The sequence below is a fragment of the Nonomuraea sp. JJY05 genome, assembly GCF_043496855.1.
GTDB lineage: Bacteria > Actinomycetota > Actinomycetes > Streptosporangiales > Streptosporangiaceae > Nonomuraea.
The window spans coordinates 75,708-95,869 of record NZ_JBIEIS010000021.1 but is presented as its reverse complement, the minus strand read 5'-3'; the positions used below and the strand labels follow the sequence as shown (position 1 = coordinate 95,869).

General features: G+C 69.9%; 17 protein-coding genes and 1 pseudogene. 3 read left to right on the top strand and 15 right to left on the bottom strand.

The window, feature by feature from the left end:
* Positions 1–16: 16 nt before the first annotated feature.
* A pseudogene (locus ACFKCF_RS31190) lies at positions 17–907 on the bottom strand (LLM class flavin-dependent oxidoreductase); the annotation flags it as partial.
* The gene (locus ACFKCF_RS31185) at positions 908–3,046 is read right to left on the bottom strand and encodes an LLM class flavin-dependent oxidoreductase (protein WP_394498828.1); all 2,139 of its coding nucleotides are present in this window, start codon (positions 3,044–3,046) and stop codon (positions 908–910) included.
* A 51-nt stretch (positions 3,047–3,097) separates the two neighbouring features.
* Between ACFKCF_RS31185 and ACFKCF_RS31180 the strand changes: the two genes are divergently transcribed.
* Entirely contained in the window at positions 3,098–3,568 is a 471-nt protein-coding gene (locus ACFKCF_RS31180; RefSeq protein WP_394498827.1) for a MarR family winged helix-turn-helix transcriptional regulator, read from the top strand.
* Positions 3,569–3,638: 70 nt separating this feature from the next.
* A complete protein-coding gene (locus tag ACFKCF_RS31175; RefSeq protein WP_394498826.1) occupies positions 3,639–4,589 on the top strand; it encodes a hypothetical protein in 951 nt (316 codons plus the stop codon).
* Here ACFKCF_RS31175 and ACFKCF_RS31170 read toward each other — a convergent pair.
* The 3 genes from ACFKCF_RS31170 to ACFKCF_RS31160 all read right to left on the bottom strand — a co-directional run bounded on the left by ACFKCF_RS31170 (position 4,565) and on the right by ACFKCF_RS31160 (position 7,069).
* Positions 4,565–4,957: a DUF3224 domain-containing protein gene (locus ACFKCF_RS31170; protein WP_394498825.1), complete on the bottom strand. Its 393-nt coding sequence runs from the start codon at positions 4,955–4,957 to the stop codon at positions 4,565–4,567. The genes ACFKCF_RS31175 and ACFKCF_RS31170 overlap by 25 nt on opposite strands.
* A gap of 35 nt (positions 4,958–4,992) precedes the next feature.
* The gene (locus ACFKCF_RS31165) at positions 4,993–5,769 is read right to left on the bottom strand and encodes an LLM class flavin-dependent oxidoreductase (RefSeq protein WP_394498824.1); all 777 of its coding nucleotides are present in this window, start codon (positions 5,767–5,769) and stop codon (positions 4,993–4,995) included.
* 91 nt (positions 5,770–5,860) lie between these two features.
* A complete protein-coding gene (locus ACFKCF_RS31160) occupies positions 5,861–7,069 on the bottom strand; it encodes an FAD-binding protein (protein WP_394498823.1) in 1,209 nt (402 codons plus the stop codon).
* A 79-nt stretch (positions 7,070–7,148) separates the two neighbouring features.
* Between ACFKCF_RS31160 and ACFKCF_RS31155 the strand changes: the two genes are divergently transcribed.
* On the top strand, positions 7,149–7,493 hold the full coding sequence (locus tag ACFKCF_RS31155) for a PLD nuclease N-terminal domain-containing protein (protein ID WP_394498822.1): 345 nt from the start codon (positions 7,149–7,151) through the stop codon (positions 7,491–7,493).
* Here the strand turns inward: ACFKCF_RS31155 and araA are convergent.
* From araA to ACFKCF_RS31105, 10 genes are all read right to left on the bottom strand, one after another.
* The gene (gene araA / locus ACFKCF_RS31150) at positions 7,490–8,944 is read right to left on the bottom strand and encodes an L-arabinose isomerase (protein ID WP_394498821.1); all 1,455 of its coding nucleotides are present in this window, start codon (positions 8,942–8,944) and stop codon (positions 7,490–7,492) included. The genes ACFKCF_RS31155 and araA overlap by 4 nt on opposite strands.
* Positions 8,941–9,588 (bottom strand): L-ribulose-5-phosphate 4-epimerase, encoded by a 648-nt coding sequence (locus ACFKCF_RS31145; protein ID WP_394498927.1) that lies wholly within the window; start codon positions 9,586–9,588, stop codon positions 8,941–8,943. The genes araA and ACFKCF_RS31145 overlap by 4 nt, the downstream gene beginning before the upstream one ends.
* 2 nt (positions 9,589–9,590) lie before the next feature.
* Entirely contained in the window at positions 9,591–11,213 is a 1,623-nt protein-coding gene (gene araB / locus ACFKCF_RS31140) for a ribulokinase (protein ID WP_394498926.1), read from the bottom strand.
* 58 nt (positions 11,214–11,271) lie between these two features.
* A complete protein-coding gene (locus ACFKCF_RS31135) occupies positions 11,272–12,288 on the bottom strand; it encodes a LacI family DNA-binding transcriptional regulator (RefSeq protein ID WP_378526857.1) in 1,017 nt (338 codons plus the stop codon).
* A gap of 128 nt (positions 12,289–12,416) precedes the next feature.
* Positions 12,417–13,676: a multiple monosaccharide ABC transporter permease gene (gene mmsB / locus ACFKCF_RS31130; protein WP_394498820.1), complete on the bottom strand. Its 1,260-nt coding sequence runs from the start codon at positions 13,674–13,676 to the stop codon at positions 12,417–12,419.
* Positions 13,673–15,205, bottom strand: coding sequence for a multiple monosaccharide ABC transporter ATP-binding protein (mmsA, locus tag ACFKCF_RS31125; RefSeq protein ID WP_394498819.1), 1,533 nt, complete (start codon positions 15,203–15,205; stop codon positions 13,673–13,675). Before mmsA ends, mmsB begins: the two co-directional genes overlap by 4 nt.
* Before the next feature lie 59 nt (positions 15,206–15,264).
* Positions 15,265–16,380, bottom strand: coding sequence for a multiple monosaccharide ABC transporter substrate-binding protein (chvE, locus tag ACFKCF_RS31120; RefSeq protein WP_394498818.1), 1,116 nt, complete (start codon positions 16,378–16,380; stop codon positions 15,265–15,267).
* Positions 16,381–16,573: 193 nt separating this feature from the next.
* Positions 16,574–17,557: a galactofuranose ABC transporter, permease protein YjfF gene (gene yjfF, locus ACFKCF_RS31115; RefSeq protein ID WP_394498817.1), complete on the bottom strand. Its 984-nt coding sequence runs from the start codon at positions 17,555–17,557 to the stop codon at positions 16,574–16,576.
* Positions 17,554–18,567: an ABC transporter permease gene (locus ACFKCF_RS31110; protein ID WP_394498816.1), complete on the bottom strand. Its 1,014-nt coding sequence runs from the start codon at positions 18,565–18,567 to the stop codon at positions 17,554–17,556. Before ACFKCF_RS31110 ends, yjfF begins: the two co-directional genes overlap by 4 nt.
* Positions 18,564–20,075, bottom strand: a complete 1,512-nt coding sequence (locus tag ACFKCF_RS31105) for a sugar ABC transporter ATP-binding protein (protein WP_394498815.1) — start codon at positions 20,073–20,075, stop codon at positions 18,564–18,566. Before ACFKCF_RS31105 ends, ACFKCF_RS31110 begins: the two co-directional genes overlap by 4 nt.
* Between the last annotated feature and the right edge of the window lie 87 nt (positions 20,076–20,162).

Sequence of the window (20,162 nt, the reverse complement as noted above, 5' to 3'; positions counted from 1 at the left end):
CCCGCGGTCAGTTCCCGCGCTCGGCCGTGACGAGCTCGCGGGTGGCCGGAGCGACCTCGGCCGCGAACAGCTCCACCACCGACGGCTCGTCCGCCATCAGGATGAACGTGCTGACGCCGTGGTCCAGGGCGAGGCCGGCGAGCTCTTCGGCCCACTGGTCCGGCGGCCCGTCGAGCAGGCCGCGGCTGGAGCTCGCGAAGCGGCCCGACAGGTTCAGCAACCGGCGTACGTCGGCGGGCGAGCGGCCGGCGGACAGCGCGGCCTCGTCGATGTGCTTGTTGCCCTCCGTGAGGTCGGCGGGGCCGCCCTGCAGGTAGGACAGCGACGGCAGCCAGCCGTCGGCGGCGCGGCCGGTCAGCTTGAGCATCTTCGGCTTGTAGGCGCCGAGCCAGATCCCGATGTCATGGGCCGGAGCGGGGCCGCGTTTGACGCCTTTGACCTGGTAGTACTCACCTTCCACCCGGACGCCGCCCGGCTCGCCGGCCGCCCAGATCTCGCGGAAGATCCGGATCGCCTCCTCCAGCGCGTCCACGGCCTGGCCGGGAGACAGCCGCCGGCCGCCCATGGCCTCGATGGCGTCCCAGAACCCGCCCGCGCCGATGCCCAGCTCGAAGCGGCCGCCGCTGAGCAGGTCCAGGCTGGCGGCGCTGCGGGCCAGCACGGCGGGGTGCCGCAGCGGCAGGTTGAGCACGTTGCCGCTGAGCCGGACGCGCTCGGTGCGGGCGGCGACGTAGGACAGCAGGGTCCAGGTGTCGAGGAATTTCGGCTGGTACGGGTGGTCCTGGAAGGTCACCAGGTCCAGGCCGGCGCGGTCGGCCGCCACGGCCAGCTCCACCGCGTGCGCGGCGGGCTGCGCCGTGGGGGTGACGAACGCGCCGAACAGCAGGTCGTGCCCGTAGTCGGTCATCTATGACTCCTCAGGTCGGATGTTGAAGTTGTCGCGGAAGACGTTGTCCGGGTCGTACCGTGCCTTGAGCTCGCGCAACCGCCGCAGGGTGCTCGGCGGGAACGCGTCGCCCAGCCGCTCGGGGCGCCCGTCGGTCTCGAAGCTGAGGTAGAGGCCGTTGACGTACGGCTCCAGCCGGGCCCACTCCCTGTCCACCCGCTGCCGGTTAGCGCCGAAGCCGATGACCGAGAAATTGGCGGAGCGGTGGGCGTAGGCGGTGGCGTCCGGAGGGACGTCGGCCACCGCGCCGCCGACCGAGCGGATCTGGAAGAAGTACACCGCGCCGCTGTGGATCAGCCGCGCCGCGGCGGCGGCGAACTCCGGGGTGATGTGCTCGACCAGCCCGGAGCGGGTGACCGGCTCCCCCTGGCCGTTGTGGCCGTCGCCGGCCGCGTTGGCCATGACGGCGGCGTACGAAGTGATCACGACCTGCTGGTCGAGCAGCGGGGCGATGTCCGCCAGCGGCTGGAGCCGGTCGATGACGGTCTCCGGCACGCCCGCGTTGACCATGGCCAGCACGTGCCCGGTCGCCGGACGTCCCGCGCGCGGCGGGCTCACGATGAGGAAGCTCGTGAGGTCGCGGGGGGCCGACTCCTGGACCGCGCCCCACCTCTCGAGGAACGTGGCCGTGTCCCGGGCGTCCATGACGAGCTGCGCCCACCCGACGTCGCCGACCTCGTCCACCTGGAACTCGAACGCCGTGACGACGCCGAAGTTCGCGCCCGCGCCGCGTACCGCCCAGAACAGGTCCGCGTTCTCCGTCTCGCTCGCCCGCACCACCGAGCCGTCGGCGAGCACCATCTCGACGGCGCGCAGGTGGTCGATGGTCAGGCCGTGGTCGCGGGCCAGGAACCCGAGGCCGCCGGCGGTGGCCAGGCCGCCGACGCCGACCCCGCCGTAGTCGCCGGAGCTGAGCGCCCACCCGTACGGCTCCAGGGCCGCGGCGACGTCCGCCCAGCGCGCTCCCGGCCCGATCCTGACCAGGCGGCTCTCCCGGTCGAGCACCTCGATGGAGTCGAGCCCGGACACGTCGACGACGATGCCGCCGTCGTTGGTGGAGCGGCCGCTGATCCCGTGGCCGCCGCTGCGCACCCCCAGCGGCAGGTGCGGGTGGGCCCGCGCGAACGCCAGAGCCTCGGCCACCTGGCCGGCGTCGCCCGGCCGGATGACCAGCCCCGGCGCGCCGCCCCGCGCGTACGTCGACCTGACCCGCGAATACCCAGGATCGCCCGGCTCGATCACCGGCAGGCCCGCGGGCACCCGGTCGTAGTCGATCCCGGCTCGCCGCAGGGCGCGCACGGAGGCGCGGCGCAGCTGGCGGCCGGTCGGTCCCACGGCCTCGCGCAGAGCGGGCACCACCTCCAGCGCGAACCGCTCGATCTCCTCCGGGTCGTCCGACATGAGGATGAACGTCCCGATCCCGTCCTCGACGGCCAGCGGGAGCAGCTCCTCCAGCCCGGACCGCGCCGGGACGTTGACCAGCCGGCGGATCTCCCGGGGATCGCGCCCGGCGGCCGCGGCGGCCTCGTCGATGAGCTTGTTCCCGGTCCTGATCCGGTCCGGCGCGCGCTCGTCGAGGGTGACCAGCCAGCCGTCCGCCTGCTCCCCCACCAGCCGCAGCGCCCGCGCGTCGTCCGCGCCCAGCCAGATCGGCACGTCGTGCGCGGCGGGCGGCCCCGGCTGCGCGCCACCGGTCCGGTAGTGCTCGCCGTCGAACCGCAGCGGCCCGCCGTCCGCGTCCCACATGCCGCGGATCACCTCGAGCGCCTCACCGGCCCGCTCAGCGGGCCCCTCAGAGGGCCCTGTGCCGGCGCCCAGCGCGAGCGACAACCGGCCGCCGGACAGCAGGTCGAGGCTGGCCGCCGCGCGGGCGAGCACCGTGGGCGGGCGCAGCGCGAGGTTCAGGACGTTGGCCGACAGGCCCACCCGCGAGGTCCGTCCGGCCACCCACGACAGAAGCGTCCACGTGTCGAACGTATCCGGATGATCCGGAAAGGTGACCAGGTCGTACCCCAGTTCCTCACTCCGGACCGCCAGCGACACGGCGTCGGCTCCGGGGGTGAGGAACGTGCCGAACGTCAGTGGATGGCCGTAGTTCATCCGAGCCCTCTCCAGAAAAGGTTGATGCATCAACCATACTAGACTGTCGTCATGTCCTCGCTCTCCACCCGCCAGGCGGCCCACTGGGCCAGCTATCAGCGCATGCGCGTGCAGCTCACCGGGCGGATCAACCGGGAGCTCGCCGGCTCCACCGGCCTGTCGGAGGCCGACTACGAGATCCTCGCCCATCTCACCGAGTCGCCCGACGAGTCGATGCGGGCGCTGGCGCTGCGGTGCGGGCTGGCATGGGAGAAGAGCCGCCTGTCCCATCAGCTGCGGCGCATGGAGCAACGAGGGCTGGTCACGCGAGCGGAGTGCGAGGAGGACAACCGGGGGTCGGTCATCCGGGCCACCGAGGAGGGCCGCCGGCTCGCCGCCGAGGCCAGGCTCCACCACGAGCGGGCCGTACGGCGCTACGTCGTCGACGTGCTGACCCCGAGCCAGCTGGAGGCGCTGGGCGACATCGCCGAGACCGTGCTGGGCGGGCTCCTGGACGAGGAGCACCACTCCGCGACGGGATAGGACGATTGTCATACCAAGGTCAGGATCGATGACACCGGTCAACGCCGCGAAATCGCCGGAACATCGAGACATGAGAAGAATCCTCCTGGCCCTGGGGCTGGCCCTGCTCTCCCCGCTCGTCGCGGAGTTCCTGCTCGGCGACTTCCCCCTGACGTACCTGTCCTTCCTGCTCCTGCTCGCCCCCACCTACGGCGGCGCCGCGGTCGTGATCCGGGAGGTGGCCCGCAGGAAGGGGCTCGGGTGGCCGGGCATCGTGCTCATGGCCCTCGCCTACGGCGTCTTCGAGGAGGGCATCATGACGATGTCGCTCTTCAACCCCAACTATGCCGGGCAGCGGCTGCTCGACCCCGGCTACGTGTCCGCGCTCGGGATCGGGGTCCCCTGGACGCTGTTCGTGCTGGCCCTGCACACGGTGTGGAGCGTGAGCGTGCCCATCGCGGTCATGGAGGAGCTGGCCGGCGAGCGGCGGACCACCCCGTGGCTGGGCAGGGCCGGCCTGGGCGTGGCGGCGGCGCTGGCCGTGCTGGGAGCCGCGTCGACCACGCTGTTCTCCTACCAGAACGGGCACTTCCTCGCGTCCGTGCCGCAGCTGGTGTCCATCGTGGTGATCGTGGTCCTGCTGGTGGTGGCGGCCTTCCGGCTGCCGCGGCCGGGCCGGTCCGCGGGGCGGGCCCCGTCGCCGTGGCTGGTGTTCGGGGCGGCGCTGGCCGCCGGGCTGGTGTTCGAGCTGCAGACGGTGATCCAGGGGCTGCCCGTCTGGCTGACCATCGCCGCGCTCGTCGCGGCCGAGGCGGGCATCGCCTGGCCGGTCCTCACCTGGTCGGCACGCGAGGGATGGGACGGCAGGCACCGGATGGCGCTGGGCGGCGGGGCGCTGCTGACCTACGCCTGGCACGCGTTCTTCTCCCGGCCGCTGGTGCCGTCGTCACCCGGGCTCGACCTCGCCAGCCACCTGGTGTTCGGGCTGGGCGCCGTGGCGCTGCTGGTCGTGGCGCTTCAGAGGGTGAAGTCGAATGTGTAGGAGTGCGAGCCGTCAGGGGCGATGATGATGTCCATCTCGCCCCTGAGCCCCCGCAGCTCCCCCGTTGCCGAGTCGGGGACGACCGAGATTCTCAGCGACCGCTCGCCGCGGTCGCTGACCGCGTTGTGCTGCACGACGAAGGCCCCCGCGCGACCGTCGAGGGTGCCCTCGATGCGCTCCAGCGCCACGTACGACCTCGACTCCTCGACCTGCGTCGAGGCCGTCAGCAGGTGGACGACGCTGGTGGCCGTCAGGTCCCCGTGGAAGGTCTTGGACATGGTCACGAGCCCGATCGAGACGCCGTCACGCTCCACGAACGGCGCCTTGGCGTCCCAGCCTGCGGTGTCGAAGGTTCCCTTGGCGGTCATGGCTCCATCGTGCCGGTCATACCTGTCAGATCCCGTCAGGTACCGGCGAGGCGCTCCACGACCGGCGCGAACTCGTCCAGATACTGGGCGTTGACCGACACGTACGAGACGCCGAGCCGGTCGCGGCGCCTGCGCAGCGTCTCCGCCATCTCGTCCGGGGTGCCCAGCAGGACTCCGGTGCCGCCGGCCGGGACGCTCAGCCAGGAGGGCGGCTCGGCCCCGGCGGCCGCGAGGTTCATGCTGAGCTCCAGGTCGTGGAAGCGGTCGCCGGCCAGCTCGTACAGCTCGTCCAGCTTGGCCGCCACCTGATCCTCCGTGTAGTGCGGCGGCAGGCCGAGCGCCACGGTGTCGGCCTTCTCGGCGGCGAGCTTGAGGAGCCTGGTCCCGGACGCGGCGACCAGGACCCGTACGTCCTTGACCGCGTCGATGGTCTGGGCGACGCGCTCGATGCGCTGACCGGGCGTGCCGTACCCGACGCCGAGGGCCGCGGCGTCCCGCTCCGCGTCCGGGCGGCCGGCGCCCAGGCCCAGCTCGAAGCGCCCGTCGGTGAGCGTGTGCAGGGTGGCGCTCTCCCATGCCACGGCCTCGGGAGTCCGGTTGGCGGCGCTCAGCACGAACGTGCCGACGCGCAGGGTCGTCGTGGCCGTCGCGGCCACGGCGGCTGCGACGAAGGGCGACAGCGTGCCGAGCGTGTCGGGCACCAGCAGCGTCGAGTAGCCGAGGCCCTCCGCCCTGCGGGCCAGGCCGGTCCACGCGCCGGCGTCGGTGGCATGTCCGGCGACCGCGCCGAACCTGAACAGGTGATCGGTCATGCCACCAACGATCGCGGATCCACGCCCCCGCGACATCGTCCCCGGGGGCGGTGGTCTCCTACATCCGGGGGAGCATGCCCGCGCGAGAGTGCTACTCCTGCAGCAGTATCCGCGTGAAGTCGTTGGCGAACTTGCCCTCGGGGTCGAGCCGCCGCGCCAGCGAGCGGAACTCGTCGGGGCACGCGGGCCGGCGGGTGAACAGCTTGCCCCAGTGCGGCCTCGGCGCGAACGGCGCCAGCGTCTCCTCCACCAGCTCCAGCACCGGCAGCACCGCGGCCACGTCCCTGATCCAGGTGAAGTGGATGCCGACGCTTTCACGGCCGCGGAAGGGGCTCAGCCACAGGTCGTCGGACGCGATCGAGCGCACCTCGGAGATCTGCAGGACGGGCCGGATCCGGTCGCCGATCGCGAACAGCTCGCGCAGCGCCTTGACCGCGTGCTCCCTGGGCAGGATGAGCTCCGACTGCAGCTCGTTGCCCGCGCCGCTCGGCTCGGCGTCCGGCCGGAAGTGCGGCAGCCGCTCGTACCACGGGCCGGGCACGCCGAGCTGGATCGTGCAGTTCTCCGCCGACATCGCGGGGAGGGGGTGGCGGGGGCCGTCGGCCGGGGTGGTGCCGTACCAGTCGGCGTCGGTCAGCTCCTCGGTGCTCTTCAGCCAGACGCGGGTGTCGCGCCAGTCGGTGAAGAGGCTGACGCTGTAGGCGCCGGACATGATCTGGTCGAAGTCGGCGAGGGCGGCCGCGGTCAGGCCCTCGCGTACGTACTGGCGCACCTCGAAGGCCGGCACCAGGTCGAGGGTCAGCGAGGTGACGATGCCGAGCGCGCCGAGGGCCACCACCGCGCCGGGGAAGTCGGCGTCGCCGCGGGAGAGCGTGAGCACGGAGCCGTCGGCAGTGACGAGGTCGAGCGAGGACACGGCCGAGGCCAGGCCGGGGACGGCGTCGCCGGAGCCGTGCGTGCCGGTCGCGACCGAGCCGGCCACGGAGATGTGCGGCAGCGAGGCCATGTTCGCCAGCGCGAACCCGGCCCGGTGCACCTGCGGCGCGAGCCGCGCGTACGTCATGCGCGCGGGCACCCGCACCGTGGCCGCCGCGCTGTCGATCTCCACCGCGTCCGGCATCCGGTCGAGCACGACGAGGTCGCCGTCGGTGTCCGCGACGTCGTTGAACGAGTGGCCGCTCCCCAGCGCCCGCACGCGGGAGCCGGCCGAGACGAGCCGCTGGAGCTCGTCGAGCGAGGTCGGGTGATGGACATCTTGCGCCCGAAATGCGGTGTTTCCCGCCCAATTGGTCAGCGTCACGGCATTACCTTCCCACAAACCACCTTGTCAGCCCGGCCCGGGTGCCGCTAGCTTCATGAGCCGCTGACGGAGGTGTGCCGTGCTCTATTTGTCCGAGGCCATTGGCCTGGTCACGCTTGTGCTCTGGCTCTACTGCCTCTTCGACGCGATCACCACGCCCGACGTCCTCTGCAGAAACCTGCCGAAGATCCTCTGGGTGGTCATCGTGCTGCTGTTCCCGCTGATCGGCTCCGTCGCCTGGCTGGTGGCCGGCCGCCCGGACCGGTCGCAGGCGGTCACGCGCCCGAACGCGTTCCCCGAGTACGACCGCCCGGGCCGCTTCGCCGCCGTCAACCCCGACGACGACGAGGAGTTCCTGCGCCGCTGCCGCGAACGCGCCGAGGAGCAGCGCAGGAACGCCCCCGAGAAACCGTCCGAGGACTAGAAGCCCTGGGCCAGGCGGTAGTACGCCTGGTTCCAGCGGATCTCCTTGGTGAACCGCTCGGTCGTCGTGTCGGCGTCGATGATCAGCAGCTCCACACCGAGCATGTCGGCCAGGTCGGTCAGCTCCGCGCGGCCGATCGCCGTGGAGAGCACCGTGTGGTGCGGCGCGCCCGCCGTGAGCCACGACTCCGTGGACGTACGCAGGTTGGGGCGGGGGGTCCAGACCGCGCGGGCGACGGGCAGCTTGGGCAGCGGCTGGGGCGGGGCCACGAGGTCGATCTCGTTGGCCACCAGCCGGAACCGGTCACCCATGTCGGCCAGGCCCACCACGATGCCGGGGCCGGGCTCGGCGTCGAACACGAGCCGGACCGGGTCCTCCCGGTTGCCGATGCCCAGCGGGTGGATCTCGCACGACGGCGTGCCGGAGGCGATCGAGGGGCAGACCTCCAGCATGTGCGCGCCCAGGATGAGCTCCTGGCCGGGCGACAGGTCGTAGGTGTAGTCCTCCATGAACGAGGTGCCGCCGGGCGCCATGGACTTCAGCGTGCGCAGCAGGACCGAGGTCTTCCAGTCGCCCTCGCCGCCGAAGCCGTACCCGTCGGCCATGAGCCGCTGCACGGCCAGTCCGGGGAGCTGGCGCAGGCCGCCGAGGTCCTCGAAGTTCGTGGTGAACGCCTTGAAGCCGCCCGACTCCAGGAAGCCGCGCAGGCCCAGCTCGATCCTGGCCGCGTACCGCAGCGACTCGTTGCGCTCGCCGAGCAGCTCGGGGGCGACCTTGTACTGCTCGGCGTACTCCTTGACCAGCGCCGTCACGTCCGCGTCCGAGGCCGCGTCCACGGCCTCCACCAGGTCGTTCACGCCATAGGTGTTGACCGAGACGCCGAAACGGAGCTGCGCCTCGACCTTGTCGCCCTCGGTGACCGCCACGTCGCGCATGTTGTCGCCGAAGCGGGCCAGCTTCAGCGTGCGCACCTCGGCCAGGCCCTTGGCGGCCCGCACCCAGGTCAGGATGCGCTCGCCCACGGCCGGGTCGCTGACGTGCCCGGCCACGGTCTTGCGCGGCACGCCCAGCCGCGTCTGCACGAACCCGAACTCGCGGTCGCCGTGCGCGGCCTGGTTGAGGTTCATGAAGTCCATGTCGATGGTGCTCCACGGGAGCTCCACGTTGGCCTGCGTGTGCAGGTGCAGCAGCGGCTTGCGCAGCGCGTCGAGCCCCGAGATCCACATCTTGGCCGGGGAGAACGTGTGCATCCACGCGATCACGCCGGCGCACGAGTCGTCGGCGTTGGCCTCCAGCATCACGCGCCTGATCGCCGCCGCGTCGGTGAGCACGGGCTTCCACTCGACGGGCATGGGCAGCTGCTCGGCGATCCGCTGAGACTGCTCGGCCACCTGGCGCAGCGTGTCCTCGCCGTACAGCCCCTGGCTGCCGGTCAGAAACCAGATCTTCAACGCGGGCTCCTCTGTCCGTAGACGTTCTGATAGCGGTCGTACAGGCGGTCGATGTCGTCCTGCGGGATCGGCAGCGGCTCGCCGAGCTGCCGGGCCACGTGGACGGTGCGGGCCACGTCCTCGCACATGACGGCGGCCTTCACGGCCGCCTTCGGGTCCTTGCCGATGCTGAACACGCCGTGGTTCTGCATGAGGACGGCCTTGGAGCGGTGGCCCTTGAGCGTCTCGACGATGCCCTGGCCGATCGAGTCGTCGCCGATCAGAGCGAACGGGCCGAGGGGGATCTCGCCGCCGAACTCGTCGGCCATCGCGGTCAGCACGCAGGGGATGGCCTCGCCGCGCGCCGCCCAGGCGGAGGCGTAGGTGGAGTGCGTGTGCACGACACCGCCGACGTCGGGCATGTTGCGGTAGACGTACGCGTGCGCGGCGGTGTCGCTGGACGGCGAGTGCTCGCCCTCCACGAGGTTGCCGTCGAGGTCGCACACGACCATGTTCTCCGGCGTCAGCTCGTCGTACGAGACCCCGGACGGCTTGATGACGAACAGGTCCTCGCCCGGGATCCGGCCCGAGACGTTGCCCGCGGTCCAGACGACCAGGTTGTACCGGACCAGCTCCGAATGGAGGTCGGCGACGATCTTCCTCATGCTCATGCCTGGGCCTCGTTCCTGATCGCGCGGAGGGTGTGCAGCGTCTTTCCGTCTCCGAAGAAGTCGTGGAGCCTGCGGTACTCGGCGTAGAGCCGGTCGTAGGCGTCGGCGCTGGCCTCGTCGGGCACGTACGCGGCCTCGGTGCGCTTGCCCATGGCCGCGGCGGCCTCCTGGATGCCCGGGTAGGCGCCGGCGGCGACGGCCGCGTGGATGGCCGAGCCGAGCGCGGGGCCCTGGTCGGAGCCGATGACCGACAGCGGGCGGCGCAGCACGTCGGCGTAGACCTGCATGAGGAAGCGGTTCTTCAGCAGGCCGCCGGCGACCACGAACTCCTCAACCGGCACGCCCGACTTCTCGAACGTCTCCACGATCATCCGGGCGCCGAACGCGGTGGACTCGATGAGCGCGCGGTAGACGTCCTCGGGCTTGGTGGCCAGGGTCTGGCCGATGATCACTCCGGAGAGGTTGTGGTCCACGAGCACCGAGCGGTTGCCGCCGAACCAGTCGAGCGCGACCAGGCCGTGCTCGCCGACCGCCTGCTTCTCCGCCAGCGCGGTCAGGCTCTCGTGGTCGAGGTCGCCCCCGAAGTTGTCCACGAACCAGGCGAAGATGTCGCCGACCGCGGACTGGCCGGCCTCGTAGCCCCAGAGGCCGGGCACGATGCCGTCGCGTACGACGCCGCACATGCCGGGCACCTCGGCGAGCTGGTCGCTGGGCATGATGTGGCAGGTGGAGGTGCCCATGATGGCCACCATCTGGCCGGGCCCGACGGCGTCCGCGGCGGCCGAGGTGACGTGCGCGTCCACGTTGCCCACGGCCACGGCCGCGCCCTCGGGCAGGCCGGTCCACTCCGCGGCCTGCGCGGTCAGGCGCCCGGCGAGGCCGCCGAGCGGGGCCAGCGTGGTGCCGCCGACCTGGTCGCCGACCTGACCGGTGGCGAGCTTGCTCACGAAACCGGCGAAGCCGGGGTTGAGCTCGGCGAGGAACTCCTCGGACGGGTAGGAGCCGTCCTGGAAGATCCCCTTGTAACCCACAGTGCAGATGTTGCGGCTCTCGACGCCGGTGAGCTGCCAGATGATCCAGTCGGCGGCCTCGATCCAGCGCTCGGCCCTGGCGTACACCTCGGGGGCCTCCTCCAGGACCTGCAGACCCTTGGCGAACTCCCACTCCGAGGAGATCTTGCCCCCGTAGCGCGGCAGCCAGCTCTCCCCCCGGCGCGCGGCCAGCTCGTTGATCCGGTCGGCGTGCGACTGTGCGGCGTGGTGCTTCCACAGCTTCGGCCACGCGTGCGGCTCGAAGGGGGTCTCGAAGCACAGCGGCGTGCCGTCCGCCGTCGTGGGCAGCACGGTGCAGGCGGTGAAGTCGGTGCCGATGCCGATGATCTGCTCGGGCGCGACGCCCGCGGCGGCGATCGCCTGGGGTACGGCGATCTTCAGCACGTCGATCCAGTCCTGCGGCGACTGCAGCGCCCAGTCCGGGCCCAGCTTCTCGTCGGATCCCGGCAGGCTGTGCTCGATGACGCGGTGGGCGTACTCGTGGACAGCGCTGCCCAGCTCGGCGCCGTCGCTCACGCGGACGACGACGGCACGCCCCGAGAGCGTGCCGAAGTCGACTCCGACCACGTAACTGTTAGCGTTCACATTGCACTCCAGGGGATTCTTTCTGTGGCCTGCACATCATCTACCGCCGCCGAGCCGAGGTGCTCGACCTCACGACGAAGCTGGGAGGGACGACCAGGCGCTCGTACGCGGTGGGCCCGGCGTCGATCTGGCGCAGCAGCACCTCGATGCAGTGCCTGCCCACCACGTCGAAGTCCTGCCTGACCGTGGTGAGCGGCGGCGAGAAGAACTCCGACTCGGGGATGTCGTCGAAGCCCACCACGCTGATCTGGTCGGGCACCCGCACGCCGGCCTCGCTGAGCGCGCGCAGCACGCCGAGCGCCATCTGGTCGTTGCCGGCGAACACGGCCGTGACGCCTTCCATCGCCGCCAGGCTCTTGCCGGCCTCGTAGCCGGCGCGCGGGCTCCAGTCGCCGGCCAGCGGCTCGGGCACCGGCCGCCCCGCCTCCTCCAGGGCCGCGCGCCAGCCCTCGATCCGGCCCTCGGTCTCCAGCCAGTCGGGAGCGCCGCTGACGTGCCAGACGGTCTCGTGGCCCAGCTCCAGGAGGTGGCGGGTGGCGAGCCTGGCGCCTTGCACCTGGTCGATGCAGACCACCGACACGTCGGCGCTGTGGGTGCCCTCGACGGCGACCGCCGGCATGCCGGTCGGCAGGTTCTCCAGGGCGCGCCCGGCCGAGCGCTGCGGCGCGACCACCACGACCCCGTCCACGCCCTGCTCGGCGAGGTAGTCGATGGCGTCGCGCACGCTGGCCGCGTCGATCGACTTCAGGCTGACGATGCTCACGAAGTAGCCCGCGGTCCTGGCCGCCTGCTCGATGCCGTAGATCGTGCTGGCCGGGCCGTACAGCGTGGTGTCGAAGCTCACCACGCCGAGCGTCCTCGACCGCTTGGTGACCAGGGCGCGGGCGACCAGGTTGCGCCGGTAGCCCAGCCGGGTGATCGCCTCCTCCACCCGGGCGCGAGTGTCCGCCCGGACGTTCGGGTGGTCGTTGAGCACCCGGGAGACCGTCTGGTGCGACACGCCCGCCTCCTTGGCCACATCGGCCATGACCGGCAGGCGGCGCTTGGGGGTCGTCACGGTCTCTCCTTTCGCTGGGCTCAGGGGATCTTACTAATAGGAAACCTGCTCTCCAGATCGCCGCCCTACTGTCCGCGCCTGACGACGCCCGGAGCGGCGATGGGGCGCAGATTTCCTATTAGTTAGAACTAACGCGAGGCACCCGCCCGGCGCTTGGTCCACACGTCGAACGCGACGGCGGCCAGGAGGACCGCGCCCTTGACGAGCATGACCCGCTCGCTGGGCGAGCCGATCAGGGACATGCCGTTGTTGATGACCGCCATGATCAGACCACCGGTGATGGCGCCGACCACCTTGCCGACACCGCCCTGGACGGCCGCGCCGCCGATGAAGGCCGCGGCGATGGCGTCCAGCTCGAAGCTGTTACCGGCGGTGGGGCCCGCCTGGTTGAGCCGGCCGGCGAAGATGATGCCGGCGATGGCCGACAGCACGCCCATGTTGACGAAGATCCAGAAGACCACCGACTTGACCTTCACGCCGGACATGACGGCCGCCTGGAGGTTGCCGCCGATGGCGTAGATCTGCCGGCCGAAGACCGTGCGGTTGGCCATCAGCGAGTAGCCGAGCACGAGCACCGCCAGCAGCACCAGCACCCACGGGAGGTTCTTGAAGCGGGCGAGCTGCACGACCAGGAAGAGGATCAGCGCGGCCCCGGCCGCCAGCTTCAGCACGAACAGCGCCATCGGCTCCACGGCCTGCCCGTAGCCGCGGCGCGCGTTGCGGGTGCGCCACTGGGAGGCCGCCATGCCGGCGATGGCCACGATGCCGATCAGGAGGCTGAACAGGTCGGCGCCGCCGAGGGGGCCGAGGCCGATGTTGCCGAGGTAGCCGTTGGTGAAGCCGTTGGCCAGCGTGCGGACCTGGTCGGGGAACGGGCCGATGCCCTGGTTGCCCAGCACCGTCAGCGTCAGCGCCCTGAACAGCAGCATGCCGGCCAGCGTCACGATGAACGCGGGGATGCCGAAGTACGCGATCCAGTAGCCCTGCCAGGCCCCGATGAGCGCCCCGGCCACCAGCGTGACCAGCAGGGCGAGCGGCCAGGGCCAGCCCATGTTCACCATGAGCACGGCCGCCAGCGCTCCCGTGACCGCCACCACCGAGCCGACCGACAGGTCGATGTGCCCGGCGATGATGATCAGGATCATGCCGATCGCGAGGATCAGGACGTAGGAGTTCTGGACGATGATGTTGGAGATGTTCTGCGGCGTGAGCATCGCGCCGTCGGTCAGCACCGAGAACAGCACGACGATCAGCGCGAAGGCGATGTAGATACCGCTGGATCGCAGGTTGAGCGACACTCCGCCGAGCGACACCCTGCCCGGCTGCCGTGGAGCTCCCCCGTCGCCCTTGGCGCCGACCTCCACGTCGGTGGGCGTGATGCTACTCATTTTTCCTGTCCCTTGGTCATCAGGTACATGAGGTGTTCCTGGGTGGCCTCCTGGCGCGGCACCTCGCCGGTGATGCGGCCCTCGGAGAGGGTGTAGATGCGGTCGCACAGACCGAGCAGCTCGGGCAGCTCGGAGGAGATCACGAGCACGGCCTTGCCCTGGTCGGCCAGCCGGTTGATGATCGTGTAGATCTCGTACTTGGCACCGACGTCGATGCCTCTGGTGGGCTCGTCGAGGATGAGCACGTCAGGCTCGGTCAGGATCCACTTGGAGAGCACGACCTTCTGCTGGTTGCCGCCGCTCAGCTTGCCGACGACGCTGTTGACGCTGGGCGCCTTGATGTTCATGCTCTTGTGGAACTGCTCGGCGACCTTGTACTCCTCGTTCTCGTTGACCCAGCCGCGCTTGGACAGCCCGGTCAGCCCGGCCGCCGAGATGTTGCGCTTGATGTCCTCGATGAGGTTGAGGCCGTACCTCTTGCGGTCCTCGGTGGCGTAGGCGATGCCGTGCTTGATCGCGTCCTGCACGTTGCGGATCTCGATCGGCTTGCCGTCCTTGAAGATCTTGCCGGAGATGTGCACCCCGTACGCGCGCCCGAACACGCTCATCGCCAGCTCGGTGCGCCCGGCGCCCATCAGCCCCGCGAGGCCGACGATCTCCCCCCGGCGCAGCGTGAGGGCGGCGCCGTCGACCACCTTCCGGCCGGGCTGGCTGGGGCTGTAGACCGTCCAGTCCTCGATGCGCAGCACCTCGTCGCCGATGGTCGGCTCGTGCGGCGGGAAGCGGTTGTCGAGCGCGCGGCCGACCATGCCGGAGATGATGCGGTCCTCGGTGACGTGGTCGGTGGCCATGTCCAGGGTCTCGATCGTCTGCCCGTCGCGGATGATCGTGACGGAGTCGGCGATGGCGGTGACCTCGTTCAGCTTGTGGGAGATGATCACGCAGGTGATGCCCTCGTCCCGCAGGCCGCGCAGCAGGTCGAGCAGGTGGGCCGAGTCGTCGTCGTTGAGGGCGGCGGTCGGCTCGTCGAGGATGAGCAGCTTCACCTCTTTCGAGAGCGCCTTGGCGATCTCGACGAGCTGCTGCTTGCCCACGCCGATGTCGGAGATCGGCGTCGTCGGGTTCTCACGCAGGCCGACCCGCTTCATCAGCTCGCCGGCCTCGTAGTTGGTGCGGTTCCAGTCGATGAAGCCGCGCTTGGCGCGCTCGTTGCCGAGGAAGATGTTCTCGGCGATCGACAGCTGCGGGCTGAGCGCCAGCTCCTGGTGGATGATGACGATGCCGGCGTGCTCGCTGTCGCGGATGCCGCCGAACTCGACCGTCCTGCCCTCGAAGGTGATCTCGCCCTCGTACTCGCCGTGCGGGTAGACCCCGGAAAGCACCTTCATCAGGGTCGACTTGCCGGCGCCGTTCTCGCCGCAGATGGCGTGGATCTCGCCCCGCCGGACGGACAGGTTGACGTTCTGCAGCGCCTTGACGCCGGGGAACGTCTTGGTGATCCCGCTCATCCGCAAGATGTGCTCGGTCATATATCCCTCGCTCAGAGAGGAAGCCCCGGGGACTCCTGGGGTCCCCGGGGCTCTGGCCCTTACTTGAGCTGGTCCTCGGTGTAGTAGTTGCCGCCGATGATGACTTCCTTGTAGTTGCTCTTGTCGACGATCACCGGGTCGAGCAGGTACGACGGGACGACCTTGTTGCCGTTGTCGTAGTCCTTCTCGTTGTTGACCTCGGGCTTCTGACCCTTGAGCACGGAGTCGGCCATCTTCACGGTCTGCTCGGCGAGCTTGCGGGTGTCCTTGAAGATCGTGGAGTACTGCTCACCGGCGATGATCGACTTCACCGACGCGAGCTCGGCGTCCTGGCCGGTCACGATCGGGTAGGGCTGGCCGCTGGTGCCGTAGCCGGAGCTCTTGAGCGCCGACAGGATGCCGATCGACAGACCGTCGTACGGCGACAGCACGCCGTCCACCTTCTTGCCGCCGTAGGTCTTGGTGAGGATGTCCTCCATGCGCTTCTGCGCCGTGGCGGGGTCCCACCGCAGGATGGCGGCCTGCTTGAAGTCGGTCTGGCCACTCGGGACCTTCAGGGTGCCGTCGTCGATCTTCGGCTTGAGCACCGACATGGCGCCGTTCCAGAAGAACGTGGCGTTGTTGTCGTCGGGCGAGCCGCCGAACAGCTCGACGTTGAACGGGCCCTTCTTGCCGTCCTCGACGCCGAGGCCCTTGAGCAGCGAGGTCGCCTGCTGCACGCCGACCTTGAAGTTGTCGAACGTGGCGTAGTAGTCGACGTTCGGGCTGTTGCGGATCAGGCGGTCATAGGCGATGACCGGGATCTTGTTGTCGGCGGCCTGCTGGAGCTGGGAGGTGATGGCGGTGCCGTCGATCGAGGCGATGATCAGGAGCTTGGCGCCCTTGGTGATCTGGTTCTCGATCTGGTTGGCCTGCGTCGGGATGTCGTTCTCCGCGTACTGGAGGTCGACCTTGTAGCCCAGCTTCTCCAGCTGCTGCTTGACGTTGTCGCCGTCGTGGATCCAGCGCTCCGACGACTTCGTGGGCATGGTGACGCCGATCAGGGCGCCCCCGTTACCGGCCGAGGCCGAGGCGGAGGCCTGGGCGTCGACGGTCTTCGTGCTCGATCCGCAGGCCGTCATCGTCGCGGCGAGGGCGATGACGGACACCACTCCCCCGATTCGTCCCAACCTCATGTCATCTCCTTGCGATGGGGGTCGCGGCAGCGCTGGACGCGGCGGCTGCCGGTAGAGCGAGGGATTCGATTACAGAAAGTAACGAATCAGAACATAATTCTCGTTCGCTTCCGCCGATTGTTATCGCTAACAACGCTCGTGTCAACGGGCGCGCATAACCTACCGGAAACTTTCAGGTAACTTTCGCCGCAGGTCAGCGCCTCGACCGGGCCGAAAACAGGCGCTGCAGCAAGATGAAGACGAAGAGCAACATTCCGATGAAGATCTTGGTCCACCAAGAGGACAGTGTGCCCTCGAAACTGATGATCGTCTGGATCAGGCCCAGCACGAGCACCCCGAGGACGGTGCCCAGCAGGAAGCCGCTGCCGCCGGTCAGCAGCGTGCCGCCGATGACGACCGCCGCGATCGCGTCCAGCTCCATGCCCACGGCGTGCAGCCCGTAGCCGGAGAGCATGTAGAACGACAGCAGCACGCCGCCCAGCGCCGAGCAGAACCCGCTGATCGTGTAGACCGCGATCTTCGTCCGGCCCACGGGCAGTCCCATCAGCAGCGCGGACTGCTCGCTGCCGCCGGTCGCGTACACCGCGCGCCCGAGGCGCGTGTAGTGCAGCACGTACGCCGCCACCACCACGACCACCACGGCGACGATCACACTGGGCGATATCCACATGTCGGCGAACAGGTCGATCCTCGCCTGCGCGAACGCCGTGAAGGTGGGATCGTTGATCGGGATGGAGTCCGTGCCGATCGTGTAACACAGTCCCCGCGCCAGGAACATGCCCGCCAGCGTCACGATGAACGGCTGGATGTCGAAGGCGTGCACGATGTACCCCATCACCAGCCCCAGCCCCGACCCGATGACCAGCACCAGCGGGATCACCAGGTACGGCGGCCACCCGGGCCCCGCCATGAGGCTGGCCGAGATCATCGTGGACAGCGCCACCACCGAGCCCACCGACAGGTCGATGCCCCCGGTCAGGATCACGAACGTCATCCCGACGGCCACCACCAGCAGGAAGGCGTTGTCGATGAAGACGTTGAGTATCACCTGCCCGCTGGCGAACCCCTCGTAGCGGATCCCGCCGACCAGGAACATGGCCAGGAACAGGCACCCGGTCACGAGGACCGGCAGGTACTTGGCGGGCACACTGGCCCGCCCCACCGTCAACGTCGTCACGCTGTCACCCGCACTTTCTCCTCGGCCGCCGGGCTGGGCGGCGCGGTCCGGCCGCGTCTGCGGAACACCTTCTCCCGGAAGGACGGGGACTGGATGAGGCAGACCGCCGTCACGACCAGCGCCTTGAACAGCAGCGTGGTCTCCGGCGGCACGCCGATCGAGTAGATCGTCGTGGTCAGGGTCTGGATGATCAGCGCGCCCAGCACGGTGCCGCCGAGCGAGAACCGGCCCCCGGACAGCGACGTGCCGCCGATCACGACGGCCAGGATGGCGTCCAGCTCGATCCACAGGCCCGCGTTGTTGCCGTCGGCGCTGGAGACGTTCGAGCTGATCATCAGCCCGGCCACGCCCGCGCACAGGGCGGCGAAGGCGTACACCATGATGATGATCCCGCGCGCCCTGATGCCCGCGAGCCTGCTGGCCTCGGCGTTGCCGCCGACGGACTCGATCAGCATGCCCAGCGCCAGCCGCCGGGTGAGGAACGCCGTGATCGCCAGCACGCCGATCACGATGATGATGCCGAACGGCACGGTCAGCCAGTAGCCGCCGCCGATCAGCTTGTAGGCCGGGCTGTTGACGGTGATGATCTGCCCGTCGGTGATGAGCTGGGCCAGGCCGCGCCCGGCCACCATGAGGATGAGCGTGGCGATGATCGGCTGGATGCCGACGGTCGCGACCAGGAACCCGTTCCAGGCCCCCAGCACCAGGCAGAGCCCGAGCGCCGCCGCCACGGCGGTGAACACGCTCGCGTCCTCGCTGATCTGCAGGCAGGCCAGCGCCCCCGAGATCGCCACCACCGAGCCCACCGACAGGTCGATGCCGCCGGTGGCGATGACCAGCGTCATCCCGAGCGAGACCAGGATCAGGGGGGCGCCGAAGCGCAGGATGTCGATCAGGCTCCCGTACAGGTGGCCTTCCCTGACCTGGATCGAGAAGAAGCTGGGTGTGAAGAGCACGTTCAGCGCCAGCAGCAGTACGAGGACCACCACCGGCCAGAGCAGCCGCCTCATGAGGTCCGGCCTCCGCTCGCGATCGTTTCCATGAGCACGTCCGTCGTGAGCTCGTCGTCGTTGGGCAGTTCGGCCACCAGCCGCCGGTCGCGCAGCACCCCCACCTTGTGGCTGAGCCGCAGCACCTCCTCCAGCTCGGCCGAGATGAACAGCACCGCCATGCCGCCGTCGGACAGCTCGGCCACCAGGCGCTGGATCTCGGTCTTCGCCCCGACGTCGATGCCCCGGGTGGGCTCGTCCAGGATGAGCAGGCGCGGCTCGAGGATGAGCCATCTGGCCAGCACGACCTTCTGCTGGTTGCCGCCGCTGAGGTTGCGTACGAGGTGCTCGGGGTTGGGCGGGCTGATCTTGAGGGCCTTGATGTACCTGCCGACCAGCTCGTCCTGCTGCTCGCGCGGCACCGGCCTGGTCCAGCCCCTGGTGGCCTGCAGGGCGAGGATGATGTTCTCGCGTACGGTGAGGTCGGGGATGAGGCCGTCGGCCTTGCGGTTCTCGGAGCAGAACGCGATCTTGTGGTTCATGGCCGCGCGGGGCGTGCGCAACGACGCCGGGCTCCCGCCGATCGCGATCTCGCCCGTGCCCGCGTGGTCGGCGCCGAACAGCAGCCGCGCGATCTCCGTACGGCCGGAGCCGAGCAGCCCGGCCAGGCCCACCACCTCGCCCTCGTGGATCGTGAGCGTGAACGGCTCGATCGCCCCCGGCCGGCCCAGCTCGCGCGCCTCGACCAGCGGCCGGTCGAAGACCTTGGCCTCGCCGTGCAGCCGCTCCAGCGCGGCCAGCTCCTGGCCGATCATCTTGGCGACCAGCTCCACCTGCGGGAGCTGGGAGGTGAGGTACTCACCCACGAGCCTGCCGTTGCGCAGGATCGTCATGCGGTCCGAGATCTCGTAGATCTGGTCGAGGAAGTGGGAGACGAAGAGGATGGCGATGCCCTCCTCCTTCAACCTCCTCATCACCCTAAAGAGCTGCTCGACCTCGTCGGCGTCGAGGCTGGAGGTGGGCTCGTCCAGGATGAGCACCCTCGCCTCGATGTCGATCGCCCGCGCGATGGCCACCATCTGCTGGATGGCCAGCGAGTACGTCGACAGCGGCGCCGACACGTCCACGCTCAGCTCCAGCCGGGACAGCAGCTCGGCGGCCCTGGTACGCATCCGTTTCCAGTCGATGCGACCCCTTTTCCGGGGCTCGCGGCCGATGAAGATGTTCTCGGCCACCGAGAGGTTCGTGCAGAGGTTGACCTCCTGGTAGACCGTGCTGATGCCGGCCTGCTGCGCCTCCAGGGGGCTGCCGAACGCGACGGGCGCGCCGCCCAGCTCGATGGTGCCCGCGTCGGCGGGATGGACGCCGGTGAGCACCTTGATCAGGGTGGACTTGCCCGCGCCGTTCTCTCCCATGAGCGCGTGCACCTCGCCCGCTAGCAGCCGCAGGTCGACGCCGTCCAGGGCCTTCACGCCAGGGAACTGCTTGCCGATCCCGCTCATCGTCAGGACCGGCGCGGGTGTGACCATGTCTCTCCTCTGTGCTTATGGCCTCCACTCCGTGGAGGCGGCTCGGTCGCTGGTCGGCCGCCGTCTTCCCTCGTCGCTCCGGTCGCT